Source organism: Microbispora sp. CA-135349 (genome assembly GCF_050947365.1).
GTDB lineage: Bacteria > Actinomycetota > Actinomycetes > Streptosporangiales > Streptosporangiaceae > Microbispora.
This window is the reverse complement of record NZ_CP192001.1, coordinates 6,221,275-6,234,805: the sequence shown is the minus strand read 5'-3', so window position 1 is coordinate 6,234,805 and position 13,531 is coordinate 6,221,275. Positions and strand designations below refer to the sequence as shown.

The following is a 13,531-nucleotide window of genomic DNA, read 5'->3' as shown; positions in this document are numbered from 1 at the left end:
CCGGGCCGCTGCTGGAAGCCCTTGCCCGCCTCCGCTACACGCCGGCGCGGGTGGGGCGGCGGATATCGCTGCTCTGCTCCTGCCACTCGGGGGTCTCCCGCCCCTTCTCCTCGGCCATCTCCTCCATGCGCAGGGCGATCCCCGTCGCGAAGAAGGTCGGCGCCCACTCGCCGACGAACAGCGCCCAGCGGTCGGCGCGTTCGATGCCGGCCTGCTCGTACTTGTTCGAGATGATCCACGAGACGATCGACATGCCGATCGACGCCAGAGCGGCGCTGTACATCACGTTGGAGCGCAGCCCCATTTTGTGGAGTGTGCTGATCATGCGTGTCCCCCTTGTGGTGATTTGCCCCGATTCGGGGCGTACCCGGCCTGTCCTCCCGTAACCCGGCCGACCGCACGATGCCGTGCGATACTCGCGACCGCGCATGAGGCGGGGGCGGCCGGGTAGCCGACCAGCCGGACCGGGAGGAAAGTCATGGAAGTCTTGGGCATCGACATCGGTGGTTCCGGGATCAAGGGCGCCACGGTGGACACGGCAACCGGCGCGCTCACCCGGGAGCGCCTGCGCATCCCGACGCCGCGGCCCGCCGCGCCGGGGGCCGTCGCCCAGGCCGTACGCGAGATCGCGGAGCGCTTCTCCTGGACCGGTCCGATGGGCGTCACCTTCCCCGGGGTGGTCCTCGACGGAGTCGTCAGGACGGCGGCCAACGTCGACAAGTCGTGGATCGGGGTGAAGGGCGCCGACCTGTTCGGCGAGCGGACGGTCGTGCTGAACGACGCGGACGCGGCCGGCGTCGCCGAGATGACCTTCGGGGCCGGCCGGGGCCGGAAGGGGGTCGTGCTCATGCTGACCTTCGGCACCGGGATCGGCAGCGCGCTCTTCGCGGACGGTGTGCTGGTGCCCAACACCGAGTTCGGCCACATCGAGATCCGCGGCAAGGAGGCCGAGCACCGCGCCTCCGACCGGGTGCGCGAGGAGGAGGACCTGGGCTGGGACAAGTGGGCCCGGCGCGTGGAGGAGTACCTCAGGCACATGCGCGACCTGCTGTCGCCCACGCTGATCGTCGTCGGCGGTGGCGTGAGCAAGAAGGCCGGCAAGTTCCTGCCGTACATCGACCTCGGGGACACCCCGGTGGTGCCCGCCGTGCTCCGGAACGAGGCCGGGATCATCGGCGCGGCGATGGCGGCGGGGGCCGCGCACCTTGCGTGAGTGATAGATCTCCCTTATTCCTACCTGGACAGCGGGTAATTTCGCTGTCATGATGATCCCATGAGTTCCTCGGGGGGGTTGACCCAGCGCCGGCACATCGATCTGCTGCGCGTCTGCGCCGCCGCCTGTTGACGACCGCGGTCACCGCCGTCCGGTACGCCACGAGGCAAGGGAGAGGGCATGTCCCACCAGAACGTGATCGACTTTGTGGAGCGCAGGCGCGAACAGGGCCATGAGCCCCCCGATCTGGGACAGGGCTCCGTGCTCGGCGTGCTGCCGGTGCCGGAGACAGGCGCCGTGCTGATGATCGTGGGCTACCTGGTGCCCGCAGGGCACGCGGCGGACGCGCCGGAGGCGCCGCCCGCCGCCCTGCAGAGGCGGGCGGCCCCCGGCGAGGAGGACGAGCTGGTCCTGGACCGGGCCGCGCGGGTGGCCCGCGCGGGCGGCGAGGAGATCGAGCTGACCTTCCGGGAGTTCGAGCTGCTCGACTATCTCAGCTCGGCGCCCGGCCGGGTCTACAACCGCCGTCAGCTCATGGCGGCGGTGTGGGACCGATACGACGACGAGGGCGGCCGTACGGTCGACGTGCACATTCTGCGGCTGCGCCGCAAGCTGGGCCGCCACGCGGGCAGGATCGTCACCGTCCGCAACGTGGGCTACAAGTACCAGCCGGCACGCCGCCCCTGACACCGCCCCCGACGCCGCCCGGAAAGGGCCGCAGGAAAACCGCTGGCAGATCGGCGGGGGGCGTTGCCTATCCTTGAGCATGGAATGAACACGCTCGCCGATCTCCAGGCCCGCCTCCCCGACCTGATGCTGCGCGACCAGCGCAGGCTGCGCCGCCGTCTCGACGGCCTGCGCCGGGTCCGCGACCGCGCCGCCCGCCAGTCCGTCGTCCAGGAGATCGCGGGGGACGTGGAGGCCGCGGAACGCCGCGTGGCCGCGCGCCGCGCGGCCGTCCCGGTCCTCAGCTACCCTCCCGAGCTGCCGGTCAGCCGGCACAAGGACGACCTGCTCGACGCCATCAGGGACCACCAGGTCGTGATCGTGGCCGGCGAGACCGGCTCGGGCAAGACCACCCAGATCCCCAAGATCTGCCTGGAGCTCGGGCGGGGGGTGCACGGGCTCGTCGGCCACACCCAGCCGCGCCGCATCGCCGCCCGCACGGTGGCCGAGCGCATCGCCGAGGAGCTGTCGATCGAGCCGGGGGAGGCGGTCGGCTACAAGGTCCGCTTCACCGACCACTCCAGCGACGGCACCCTGGTCAAGCTGATGACCGACGGCATCCTGCTCGCCGAGATGCAGACCGACCCGCTGCTGCTGCAGTACGACACGCTGATCATCGACGAGGCGCACGAGCGCAGCCTCAACATCGACTTCATCCTCGGTTATCTCAAGCAGCTCCTCCCCAAACGGCCCGACCTCAAGGTGATCATCACCTCGGCGACCATCGACCCCGAGCGGTTCGCCCGGCACTTCGCCGGCCCGGACGGGAAGCCGGCGCCCGTGATCGAGGTGTCCGGCCGGACCTACCCCGTGGAGGTGCGCTACCGCCCGGTCGGCGAGGACGACGACCAGACCCAGGCCATCGTCGACGCCGTCGACGAGCTGTGCGCCGAGGGGCCGGGCGACATCCTGGTCTTCCTCAGCGGCGAGCGGGAGATCCGCGACACCGCCGACGCGCTCAAGGGCCGTCGCGAGGAGGTCCTCCCGTTGTACGCGCGGCTGTCGGCCGCCGAACAGCACCGGGTCTTCCAGTCTCATCGGGGCCGGCGGATCGTGCTGGCCACCAACGTCGCCGAGACCTCGCTGACCGTGCCGGGCATCAAGTACGTGATCGATCCGGGCACCGCGCGGATCTCCCGGTACAGCCACCGGCTGAAGGTCCAGCGGCTGCCGATCGAGCCGATCTCCCAGGCGTCGGCCAACCAGCGCAAGGGCCGCTGCGGCCGTACGTCGGACGGCGTGTGCATCCGGCTCTACTCCGAGGAGGACTTCCTCTCCCGGCCGGAGTTCACCGACCCCGAGATCCTCCGTACGAACCTGGCGAGCGTCATCCTGCAGATGACCTCGCTGGGCCTGGGCGACATCGCGGCGTTCCCGTTCGTGGAGCCGCCGGACAGCCGCCAGGTCAGGGACGGCGTCAATCTGCTGCTCGAGCTCGGCGCCCTCGCGGACAAGAGCGCGGGCAGGGAGGCCGGGAAGGGCGCGCAGCTCACGCCGCTCGGGCGCAAGCTGGCCCAGCTCCCGGTGGACCCCCGCCTCGCCCGGATGGTGCTCGAAGCCGACAAGAACGGCTGCGCGCGCGAGGTGATGATCATCGCCGCCGCGCTGTCCATCCAGGACCCGCGCGAGCGGCCGGCCGACAAGCAGCAGGCGGCCGACGAGAAGCACCGCCGCTTCGCCGACAAGGAGTCGGACTTCCTGACCTACCTCAACCTCTGGAACTACCTGCGTGACAAGCAGAAGGAGCTGTCGTCCAGCGCGTTCCGGCGGCTGTGCAAGGCGGAGTTCCTCAACTACCTGCGCGTGCGGGAATGGCAGGACATCGACAGCCAGCTCCGCCAGGTGGCCAGGACGCTGAACGTCGTGCCCAACAGCGTGCCCGCCGACCCCCAGCGCGTCCACCAGTCGCTGCTGGCCGGCCTGCTGTCGCACATCGGCCTCAAGGACGTCGTCGACAAGCGCAGGCAGGACGGCCCGCGCCGGCCGCTCACCGAGTACGTCGGCGCCCGCAACGCCCGCTTCGCGATCTTCCCCGGCTCGGCCCTGGCCAAGGCGCAGCCGCAGTGGGTGATGTCGGCCGAGCTGGTGGAGACCTCCCGGCTGTGGGCCCGGGTCAACGCCAAGATCGAGCCCGGCTGGATCGAGCCCCTCGCGCAGCATCTCGTCAAGCGCACCTACAGCGAGCCGCACTGGGAGAAGGACCAGGCCGCCGTCGTCGCGCTGGAGAAGGTCACGTTGTACGGCGTGCCGATCGTGACCGAGCGGAAGGTCAACTACGGCCGCATCGACCCCGAGCTGAGCCGGGAGCTGTTCATCCGGCACGCGCTGGTCGAGGGCGACTGGCGCACCCACCACAAGTTCTTCCACGAGAACCGCAAGCTGCTCGAAGAGGTCGAGCGGCTGGAGGAGAAGGCCCGCCGCCGCGACATCCTCGTGGACGACGAGACGCTGTTCGACTTCTACGACCAGCGGATCCCGGCCGACGTGGTCTCGGGCAGGCACTTCGACAGCTGGTGGAAGAAGGCGTCGCGGGAGACGTCCGACCTGCTGACGTTCTCACCGGAGATGCTGGTCAACGACAGCGCCGGGGTCAGCGCGCGCGACTACCCCGACGCCTGGCGGCAGAACGGCCAGCGGATGCGGCTGACCTACCGCTTCGAGCCCGGCGCGGCGGAGACGGGGGAGGCGGACGGCGTGACCGTCCACATCCCGCTGGCGGTGCTCAACCAGGTCGACCCGACCGGCTTCGACTGGCAGATCCCCGGCCTGCGCGAAGACCTCGTCACCGCGCTCATCCGGTCGCTGCCGAAGAACCTGCGTCGCAACTTCGTGCCCGCCCCCAACTACGCCAAGGCCGTGCTGGAACGCGTACGGCCTGGGGGCGAGCCGATCCTCGACGCGCTGGAGCGCGAGCTGCGGGCGCTGACCGGGGTGGAGGTGCCGCGCGACGCGTGGGCCCTCGACCAGCTCCCCGCCCACCTGCGGATCACCTACCGGGTGATCGACGACCGCAAGCGCACGGTGGGCGAGGACAAGGACCTGGAGGCGCTCAAGCGGCGGCTCGCGCCGAAGCTGCGCGCGACGCTGTCGAGGGCCGCCGACGACCTCGAACGCGACGGCCTGCACGGCTGGACGATCGGCACGCTGCCCAAGGTGTTCGAGCAGGGCAGGGTGCGGGCGTACCCCGCCCTGGTGGACCAGGGCACGAGCGTCGCGGTCCGGATGTTCGAGACCGAGCGCGAGCGTGACCGGGCCATGTGGGCGGGCACCAGGAGATTGCTGCTGCTCAACGTGGTCAACCCGGCCAAGGCCATCCTGCGGACCCTGACCACCGCGCAGAAGCTCGCCCTCAGCCGCAGTCCCCACGGCGGGGCCGCCGCCCTGTTCGACGACTGCACGGCGTGCGCCGCCGACGCGCTCATGGCGCAGGCGGGCGGGCCCGTCTGGGACGAGGCGGGGTTCGAGCGGCTGCGCGACCACGTGCGCGCCTCGCTGTTCGAGACGACCGAGGAGGTCGTCTCGCGCGTGGAGCGCGTCCTGGCGGCCTGGCACGCCGTGCAGAACCGGCTCGGCGCGCTGGGTGGCGGCGTGGCCGATCTCAGGGCCGACATCGCCGACCAGCTCGACGGGCTGGTGCACGACGGGTTCGTCACCGAGACGGGCTACGACCGGCTGCCCGACGTGCACCGCTATCTGCGGGCCGTCGAGCGCCGGCTCGACAAGCTGCCCGACGATCCCCGCCGGGACCGCGAGTGGATGCACCGCGTGCACGACGTCGAGGACGAGTACCGCGATCTGCTCGACCGGCTGAAGCCCGCCGAGCGGGACGCCAAGGCCGTGCGGGACATCCGGTGGATGATCGAGGAGCTGCGGGTGAGCTTCTTCGCCCAGCAGCTCGGCACCCCCACCCCCGTCTCGGAGAAGCGCATCCGCAAGGCCATGGACACCCTCCCCACCGCCCTCCCCGCGTGATCACGGAGGAGGGGTGTGGGTAGGAGTGGGGTCAGCGGCCCAGTGCGGCGCCGATGAGCGCGCGGGGGTCGGCCGCTCCGGCGAGCACGCCCGACGGCAGCACGTCGATCAGGTGGGCGTGGCCGAAGAGGGTGCCGTACTCCACCGATTCGACGGCGTGCCCGCGCTCGCGCAGGCCGTCCGCCCACGGCGCGCCCTCCTCCACCGCGACCACGGTGTCGGAGTGCCAGGTGTCGAAGCCGGAGCCGCCGGTGGCGAGCGCCCACCGGGATGCGGCGATCACCTCGCCGGGCGTCTGGCTGTGCGCGAGCAGGCGGGTGACCAGCTGCAGCAGGATCTGCGGCTGCGCGTCGGCGCCCATCGTGCCGAGGACCGTGCGCAGCGTGCCGTCCGGCCGGGTGACCAGCGCCGGGCACAGCGTGTGGGGCGGCCGGCGGCGTGGGCCGTACTCCGCGGGGTGACCGGGCGTGAGCGAGAAGCCGATGCCGCGGTTGTGCAGGTTGATCCCGGTGTTCGGCTCGAAGACCAGGCTGCCGAAGCCCGACGCGTTCGACTGGATGAGCGAGACGCCCATGCCGTCCCCGTCGATCACGCACAGGTACGTCGTGTCGCCCTGCGCGCTGGGGGCGTCGGGCACGGGGGAGCGCCGCTCGGGGTCGATCAGCGCCCGGCGGGCGGCGGCCGTGCCGAGCGGCGCGACGGCCGTCTCGTGGAGGACGTCGAGCCGGTCGTGCCCGGCCGCCCTGGCCGACTCCACGAGCAGGTGGGCCCAGCGCGCATCGGCCGGATCGCCCGGCTCGCCCAGCCCGGCGAGGATCTCCAGAGCCAGCAGCAGCAGGTATCCCTGGGAGTTCGGCGGGACGGTCCAGATCCGGTGCCCGAACACCTCGGCGCTCAGGGGCTCCACCCAGTCGGCGTTCGGCTGTGCCAGGTCCTCCTCGGCGTACTCGCCGCCGCCCAGCTTCAGCAGGCCCTCGCCGAACTCGCCCTGGTAGAACGCGGCCCGGCCGCCCTCGCCGAGGGCGGTGAGGGCCCTGGCGACGCCGGGACGCCGGACCACGTCGCCGGCGCGCCGCATGGCGGCGAAGTCGCCGGCGCCCGCGAGATTTCCGAGGAAGTCGCCCGCGGGACCCAGCAGCGGCGAGGCGGGAAAGCCCTCGGCGGCGTGGCGGATCGCCGGGGCGAGCAGGTCGGGGAGAGGCAGACGGGCGTAGCGTTCGTGCAGCGCGAGCCACCCGTCGGCGCAGCCGGGCACCGTGGCCGAGCGGATGTCGAACGCCGCGGGCACCCGGTCGTGGCCCTCCGCCCGCAGGCGGTCGGGGTCGGCGCCCGAGCCCGCCCGGCCCGAGGCGTTGAGCGCGGTGACGTTCCCGTCATGGACGAGAGCGAACAGGTCGCCGCCGAGACCGCACATGTGCGGCGCCGTGACCGCCAGCACGGCGTTGGCGGCGATGGCCGCGTCCACCGCGTTGCCACCTCTGTCGAGCATCGCGACGCCCGCCGCGGAGGCCAGATGGTCGATGGTGCACACCATGCCATTCAGGGCATACCGAGTCTCGCTCACGTTCGGGATCGTATGACAGGCCAATAGGCTGTGGCTGCCGTAAGCAGGACGAAGGTGAGGAATTCATGATCCGGGCACTCGTGTTCGACGTGGGGGAGACGCTCATCGACGAGACCCGGATCTGGTCCCGGTGGGCCGACCGGCTGGGCGTGCCGCGTCTCACCTTCATGGGCGTCCTCGGCGGCATGGCCGCCCTCGATCGCGGCCACCAGGAGGCGTTCGAGCTGATCAGGCCGGGCATCGACCTCGACGCCGAGATCGGGGCGTGGCGGCGGGACGACCCGGACGGGCTGCGCGAGAACTTCGACGCCGCCGACCTCTACCCGGACGTGCGGCCCGCCCTCACGGCCATGCGGGAGGCCGGGTACGACCTGGTCGTCGCCGGCAACCAGCCGCCCCAGGCGTACGACGCGCTGGTCGCGATGGACCTGCCGGTCGACGGGATCCACACCTCGGCCGGCTGGGGGGTGGAGAAGCCCGACCCCGGGTTCTTCGCCAAGGTCGCGGCCGTCTGCGGCCATGAACCGGGGGAGATCCTCTACGTCGGCGACCGCCTCGACAACGACGTCCTGCCCGCCGCGCGCGCCGGGATGCGGACCGCCCTGCTGCGCCGGGGGCCCTGGGGCTACCTGCACGCCGAGCGTCCGGACGCCGCCCTGGCGGACCTCGTCGCCGGCGGCCTCGCCGACCTCGTCCGCCTGGTCCCCACCCTCGGCTGACCGCCTGGCGCTGCTCGGCAAGGCATCTTGTTCTACGGCTCGGGCATGACGTGCTGGCGGCGGCTGGCCGAGTGGAACGCCTCCGGGGTGTGGCAGCGGCTGCGTGTGTGACCGCTCGCTTTTGCGACATTGTGAATTTGTGCGGGAGCGGAACGTTGCGGCTGAGGCCATTCGTGAGCGGCTGGCGGATCCGTTCTGGCCGAACTCACCGCCCCACCCGGCAGGGAGTACGTGCACTACTTCCAGAAGAACGCCGGTCAGATCCTGCGGATCCCGGCCGACGGCGAGCACCCGCCCGACCCTCCGGCCGATCCGGCCCGCACGTTCTGCCGGATGGAGTTCACCATCGGAGTCGGCACGTACGGGCTCCGGAACGACTCCCTGGAGATCATCAGGCTCGGCGACCTCGTGTTCCTCTTCGAGGAGCGCCCCGCGTACGCCCCACCCCGCCCCTACCATCAGGGCAACACCAGTGACCAGCCCGATGCCGAGTACACCTGGCGAGCCCACCTGGCTGGCTGCGCCACCGCCGCCGACCTGGCCAACGGCTTCACCATCGAGCACATCAACTACGCCGACGACTGCTGCACCGACAACTGGAGCCTGCGGTCTCTGCGCATCCGGGACCTTGACACGGGACGCATCCTGCTCGACCACGCCGCGCCCCCGGGCAGGATCTGCACCTCTGAGGCCCCGCTGGGGACGGTCACCCCGTGGCCATGGCGTGCTGGCCGGTTCCCAGCCCGTTGCGGCCTTCGTCGAGCCGCCAGCGGCGCAGCGGCCAGAGCGTGCTTCTGGAGTAGTCGATCGTGCTGACCTCCTGGAGGGTCTGTTCGAGCGCGTTGCGGCCGATGGCCGGGCCGAGCTGTTCCCTGCGCTGGTCCCATGCGACGTAGTCAGGGATGCCGATGGACGAGTAGGCGTAGTTCATCACCGACAGATAGTTCGGCTTGTAGTTCACGTGGTCGTGACCGCCATGCGCGAGTCCCAGGGCATGTCCGAGCTCGTGGACGAAGGACGCGCTCTGCACCCGTACCGGCGGATTCTGCATGGTGCCGAGGGTGACCACGAAGCCCCATTTCGTGCAGCAACTCCCGCTCTTGTTGGTGTCGTCCGCCCGGTAGCCCCACAGGTTGTAACGGAATAGGCCCCTGCGCCGTGGGAAGGTGCCCGTAGGGGCAGAAGTCCTGCGGGCCGCGCGGGGCGTTGGCGAACATGGCACTCACGACCTCAGGACAGTGGAGCACCGGGCGCCTCGACCCGGCCACCGCCAACCGGCGCGCCACGGTAGTGCACACCGGCACGGGCACCTACGACGTGCGCCTGCCCGGGGTGGCGTCGCCCGGCGGGATCGCGCACGTCACCCCGTACCGGACCGCCTACCGGGGCCGCACCTGCGGCGTCACCGGATACGCGCCTGATGGGCCCGACCAGCTGGTCCAGGTGCGCTGCATCAACGAGAACGGCGCTCCGGCCGACTGGTGGTTCACGGTCTTCTTCGCCGAGTTCGGCCCCGGCACAACCCCCTATGCCACGATCCGGTACGACGACACGGCCGGCGGCGTCCACACGCTGAACCCCGTCCTCAACACGGGCACGGTGAACTCCGGCGGCGGCGTCAATCGTGTCGTCCGCGAGTCCGTAGGCCGCTACCAGGTAACCCTCGACGGCCGGGCGTTCGCCGACGGGACCGGGTACGTCCAGGTCACGCCCTACGGGAACGGCGCCCCCGCCCGGTGCAACCCGGCGGCCACCCGGCCTGGGGACGATCGCCTGGAGATCACCGTCGGCTGTCATGCGATCAGCGGCGGCGCTCCCGCCGACTCGCCCTGGCTGCTGTCGTACACCAAAGGCGCGGGACTCCACCGGGACGTCACCACACCGGCCGCGTATGTCACCGTGACCGGCGACGTGGACCCCGCCCGTTCCTACAGCAGCACTGGCGAGACCCCCGCCCTCACCCGGCTCGGCACCGGCAACTACCGGCTGACCTGGGAGAACCTAGGAAAGATCGGGGACAGTATCCAGGTGACCTCCACCGGCACGGGCGGCGGGTACTGCCATCTGGGCAACGTCAACTCCTACGCCGCCGCACCCCGGGTGACGGTCGACGTCTGGTGCCACACCGCCGCGGGAACCCCCGGTGACAGCTCGTTCGCCCTGGCCTATCTCCGCATTCCCTGACCGGCCCATCGGGCGACCCGGAGGAGCAACCCGCCTGGCCGTTCGTTCTCCCGTTCGGCCAGAGCCGCCAGCACCCGCTGCGCGGCCAGGTCGGCGATCTCGCGCCGGTGGGCTTCCTCCTCGGCCCGCCGCTCCTGCTCGCGCCGCCGTTCGGACCGTCGTGCCAGGGCCAGGTCACCCGCCCACGCCAGCACCGACAGCGCGGCCCCACCGATCAGGCCGGCCCAGAACAGCGAGCGGCTCGCCGTCTTCTCGGCCGGGACGTCGGTGAAGGTGCCGTAGGGACCGGGCTCGGGGCCCGGCGTGTTGGCGCGCAGATGCTCGCGTACCCATCGCAGGCCGGGGCCCCGTAGTCGGGAGAGAGCGCCTCGGGTTTGAGCTGGTCTTCAGCGTCCTGGTCGGTCCGGTCGAAGGAGCCCTCGTACACGACCTCGTAGTCCCAGTCCGTCCCGAACCAGGTCGGGCTCACCCGGGGCATTCGCACGACGGTGCTGGACCCGCTCCGGGCTACCATCGGATCGGCCACCGTGAAACTGGCCCCTCCCACGGCCCGGTATTTCCCGGCTGATAAAGCCGGGGGGCAGAGCTCGGTTTCTCGCGGCGGCGACGGGCGGTCGACGGAGTGGTAGACCCGCATCGGAACGCACCGCGACGCCGGGATGGCGGGCCGGGCCGGTTCGTCCGGGTCGAACGTAGCCAGGACCTCGACTGCCAGGCTTGATCCGTCGGACACGCGCAGCGTGATCTCGACGTCGTGGGCCGGTCCGAAGATGATCACTCCCACCGTTGCGATCCACGCCGGTCGTTCGGAACCAAGGTCGTTCACTGTGGTCGCAGGCGGCGGGCGAGGAGTTCGCGCAGCGCGCCGGTCTCCTCGCCGAGGTGATTGAGCGACACCAGGAACTCCTCCGGCCGGTCGAGGAGGCCGAGCATCCGGGCGGACACGGCCGCGCGCGCGGCGCGGCCCGCCTCGATCGCGGCCCTGCCGTACGGCGTGAGCTCGATCATCCGTGCCCGCTGGTCGCCGGGGTCGGTCCGGCGTGCCACGTAACCGATGCGCTCCATCTCGGCCGCCGCCTTCGAGGCCCCCTGGGGGGTCATGCCGAGCAGCCCGGCCAGGTCGGAGACCCGTACGGGACCGGTGAGCAGGTGCTGGAACACGTATCCGTGCACGGTGCGCACCCGGTCGTGCCCGGCGGCGGCCATCCGGGCGCGCACCTCGGCGTCGCAGGCCGCGGCGAGGGCCGTGAACAGCAGGGTCAGGTCGCTTGACACCACCCCGGAATGCTCAAATACTCAACCTTGGTTTCGCAACTTGAGTTGAATAATGTGGAGGGTTCTTATGTGGTGCGATCCGGCCTTCACGCCCGTCGCCGACGCGTTCAGGGAGACCGGCGGCGGACGCGGCGGCGCCGCCCTCGCCGTGTACGCGGGCGGGCGCGTGGTCGTGGACCTCTGGCAGGGCACGGCCGACGCGGACGGCGTACGGCCCTGGCGGCGGGACACGGTCGTCAACGTCTTTTCGGCGTCCAAGGGGGTGCTGGCGACGCTCGCGCACCTGTACGTCCAGCGCGGGCTGCTCGACCTGGACGCCCCGGTGGCCCGCTACTGGCCCGGCTTCACCACCGCGACCACCGTCGCCGACCTGCTCGCGCACCGGTCCGGGCTGCCCGCCGTACGCCGGGAGCTGCCGCCGGGCTCCCTGTTCGACTGGGACGCGATGACCGCGGCGCTGGCGGCCGAGAGCCCGTGGTGGACGCCGGGGGAGCGGCACGGGTACCACGCGGTGACCTTCGGCTGGCTCGTCGGCGAGGTGCTGCGCCGGGTGGGCGGGCGGCCGGTGCGCGACCTGGTCCGCGACGAGCTGGGCATCACCGGCCTGTCGATCGGCCTGCCCGCCTCCGAGGCGGCCCGCGCGGCCCACCTCGCGCCGCCGGAGGCCGGGCCGGACGTCCCGTCGTCCACGCTGACGAGCGCCATGGCCGACCCCGAGTCGATCACGATGAAGGCCTTCTGCAACCCCGCCGAGCAGCTCACTCCCGGTCTGGCCAACACCGCGCGCTGGCGGGCCGCCGAGATCCCCGCGTCCAACGGGCACGCCACCGCCAGGGCCCTCGCCACGCTGTACGGCCGGCTCGGGTCGGGAGCGATCCTCCACCAGGAGGCGCTCGACCGGGCCGTCGCACCCAGGAGCGAGGGACACGACGAGGTCCTGCTGGCCCAGACCAGGTTCGCGCTCGGATACATGCTGCCCTGCGAGATCCGGCCGTACGCGCCGAACCCGCGGGCCTTCGGGCACAGCGGCTCGGGCGGGGCGCTCGCCTTCGCCGACCCGGACGCCGGCGTCGCCCTGGCCTACACCCCGAGCCGCCTCATCGTCAGCGCGGCCGGCCCGGACCCGAGGTGGAGGCCCATGGTCGAGGCGCTGTACTCCTGTCTCTGACAATCCGCTCGCGGTGCCGCCCGCGGCCGGGCGAGGACGGTGCGCCGACCGGCCGTCCGCCGGGCGTACGGGCGACGCCGCGACGTCCGCTCAGCCCCGTTCCTGCTTCTTCCGCTTGACGGCGGTGACGAGCTCGTCCTTGCTCAACCCCGACGCGCCCTCGACGCCCAGCTGCTTGGCCTGGTGCAACAGCTCGTCCTTGGTCCGCGAGCGCGGCTTGATCGGGGCGGCCAGCACCTCCGCCTTCCGCTTGCTGAAGGCCTTGCCGAGCTGGACCCGCTCCTCGAAGGGGACGGCCTTCTCCAGGACCGGGAGGATGTCGTTCTCCTCCTCCTCGACGTGGTGCGTCACCGCCCCGATCAGCTCCTGAAGGAGCGTCTCGAACGCGGGGCTCTCGGGGTCGGTCTCCAGGAGCTGGGAGATCATCTCCTCGGCCTCGTGGTGCTCCTCCGTGCCGTGGTGGACCTCCTCCTTCTCCTCCGGCTGCCGCTTGGCGAGCACGGGGTAGACCTCGTCCTCCTCGCCCTCGCTGTGGGCGATGAACTTCGCCGCCAGCTCCGCGAGCAGCGCCGGGCGGTTCTCCGGCATCTTCTGGAGCCGCTCGAACAGCGACTCCACGTCGCGGTGATCTTCCTTGATCAGGCTGATGACGTCGATTGCCATGGGTTCCTCCTGTGCGTGGGACGCGCTCGCACTACCCGGCGCCGCGG

12 protein-coding genes and 2 pseudogenes are annotated in these 13,531 nt (G+C 71.5%); 8 read left to right on the top strand and 6 right to left on the bottom strand.

The features are described from left to right. Positions 1-34 precede the first annotated feature (34 nt). The gene (locus ACQPZZ_RS28570; protein WP_363646743.1) at positions 35-325 is read right to left on the bottom strand and encodes a hypothetical protein; all 291 of its coding nucleotides are present in this window, start codon (positions 323-325) and stop codon (positions 35-37) included. A gap of 153 nt (positions 326-478) precedes the next feature. Between ACQPZZ_RS28570 and ppgK the strand changes: the two genes are divergently transcribed. The 3 genes from ppgK (at position 479) to hrpA (ending at position 5,911) form a co-directional block, all read left to right on the top strand. Continuing rightward, the gene (gene ppgK / locus ACQPZZ_RS28565; protein WP_432924106.1) at positions 479-1,213 is read left to right on the top strand and encodes a polyphosphate--glucose phosphotransferase; all 735 of its coding nucleotides are present in this window, start codon (positions 479-481) and stop codon (positions 1,211-1,213) included. A 180-nt stretch (positions 1,214-1,393) separates the two neighbouring features. After that, positions 1,394-1,900: a winged helix-turn-helix domain-containing protein gene (locus ACQPZZ_RS28560; protein WP_363646745.1), complete on the top strand. Its 507-nt coding sequence runs from the start codon at positions 1,394-1,396 to the stop codon at positions 1,898-1,900. An 84-nt stretch (positions 1,901-1,984) separates the two neighbouring features. Further along, on the top strand, positions 1,985-5,911 hold the full coding sequence (gene hrpA, locus ACQPZZ_RS28555; protein WP_432924104.1) for an ATP-dependent RNA helicase HrpA: 3,927 nt from the start codon (positions 1,985-1,987) through the stop codon (positions 5,909-5,911). Between the two features lie 31 nt (positions 5,912-5,942). Here hrpA and ACQPZZ_RS28550 read toward each other — a convergent pair whose 3' ends face one another. Continuing rightward, positions 5,943-7,475: a gamma-glutamyltransferase family protein gene (locus ACQPZZ_RS28550; protein ID WP_432924102.1), complete on the bottom strand. Its 1,533-nt coding sequence runs from the start codon at positions 7,473-7,475 to the stop codon at positions 5,943-5,945. Between the two features lie 65 nt (positions 7,476-7,540). Here ACQPZZ_RS28550 and ACQPZZ_RS28545 point away from each other — a divergent pair. The 3 genes and pseudogenes from ACQPZZ_RS28545 to ACQPZZ_RS28535 all read left to right on the top strand — a co-directional run. After that, positions 7,541-8,170: pseudogene (locus ACQPZZ_RS28545) on the top strand (HAD family hydrolase); the annotation flags it as partial. Then, a pseudogene (locus ACQPZZ_RS28540) lies at positions 8,095-8,296 on the top strand (hypothetical protein); the annotation flags it as partial. The pseudogenes ACQPZZ_RS28545 and ACQPZZ_RS28540, both read left to right, overlap by 76 nt. A 129-nt stretch (positions 8,297-8,425) precedes the next feature. Continuing rightward, entirely contained in the window at positions 8,426-9,010 is a 585-nt protein-coding gene (locus ACQPZZ_RS28535; RefSeq protein WP_432924100.1) for a hypothetical protein, read from the top strand. Here the strand turns inward: ACQPZZ_RS28535 and ACQPZZ_RS28530 are convergent. After that, the gene (locus tag ACQPZZ_RS28530) at positions 8,901-9,245 is read right to left on the bottom strand and encodes a hypothetical protein (protein WP_432924099.1); all 345 of its coding nucleotides are present in this window, start codon (positions 9,243-9,245) and stop codon (positions 8,901-8,903) included. The genes ACQPZZ_RS28535 and ACQPZZ_RS28530 overlap by 110 nt on opposite strands. A gap of 164 nt (positions 9,246-9,409) precedes the next feature. Here ACQPZZ_RS28530 and ACQPZZ_RS28525 point away from each other — a divergent pair, with 164 nt between their 5' ends. Further along, entirely contained in the window at positions 9,410-10,378 is a 969-nt protein-coding gene (locus tag ACQPZZ_RS28525; RefSeq protein ID WP_432924097.1) for a hypothetical protein, read from the top strand. Here ACQPZZ_RS28525 and ACQPZZ_RS28520 read toward each other — a convergent pair. Both ACQPZZ_RS28520 and ACQPZZ_RS28515 read right to left on the bottom strand, forming a co-directional pair. Then, positions 10,360-10,572, bottom strand: coding sequence for a hypothetical protein (locus ACQPZZ_RS28520; protein WP_432924095.1), 213 nt, complete (start codon positions 10,570-10,572; stop codon positions 10,360-10,362). The genes ACQPZZ_RS28525 and ACQPZZ_RS28520 overlap by 19 nt on opposite strands. Positions 10,573-11,200: 628 nt before the next feature. Beyond that, a complete protein-coding gene (locus ACQPZZ_RS28515) occupies positions 11,201-11,656 on the bottom strand; it encodes a MarR family winged helix-turn-helix transcriptional regulator (RefSeq protein WP_432924093.1) in 456 nt (151 codons plus the stop codon). 49 nt (positions 11,657-11,705) lie between these two features. Here ACQPZZ_RS28515 and ACQPZZ_RS28510 point away from each other — a divergent pair, with 49 nt between their 5' ends. After that, positions 11,706-12,821 (top strand): serine hydrolase domain-containing protein, encoded by a 1,116-nt coding sequence (locus ACQPZZ_RS28510; protein ID WP_432924091.1) that lies wholly within the window; start codon positions 11,706-11,708, stop codon positions 12,819-12,821. A gap of 90 nt (positions 12,822-12,911) precedes the next feature. On the opposite strand, the gene ACQPZZ_RS28505 is transcribed toward ACQPZZ_RS28510, so the two are convergent. After that, on the bottom strand, positions 12,912-13,484 hold the full coding sequence (locus ACQPZZ_RS28505; RefSeq protein ID WP_363646754.1) for a hemerythrin domain-containing protein: 573 nt from the start codon (positions 13,482-13,484) through the stop codon (positions 12,912-12,914). Between the last annotated feature and the right edge of the window lie 47 nt (positions 13,485-13,531).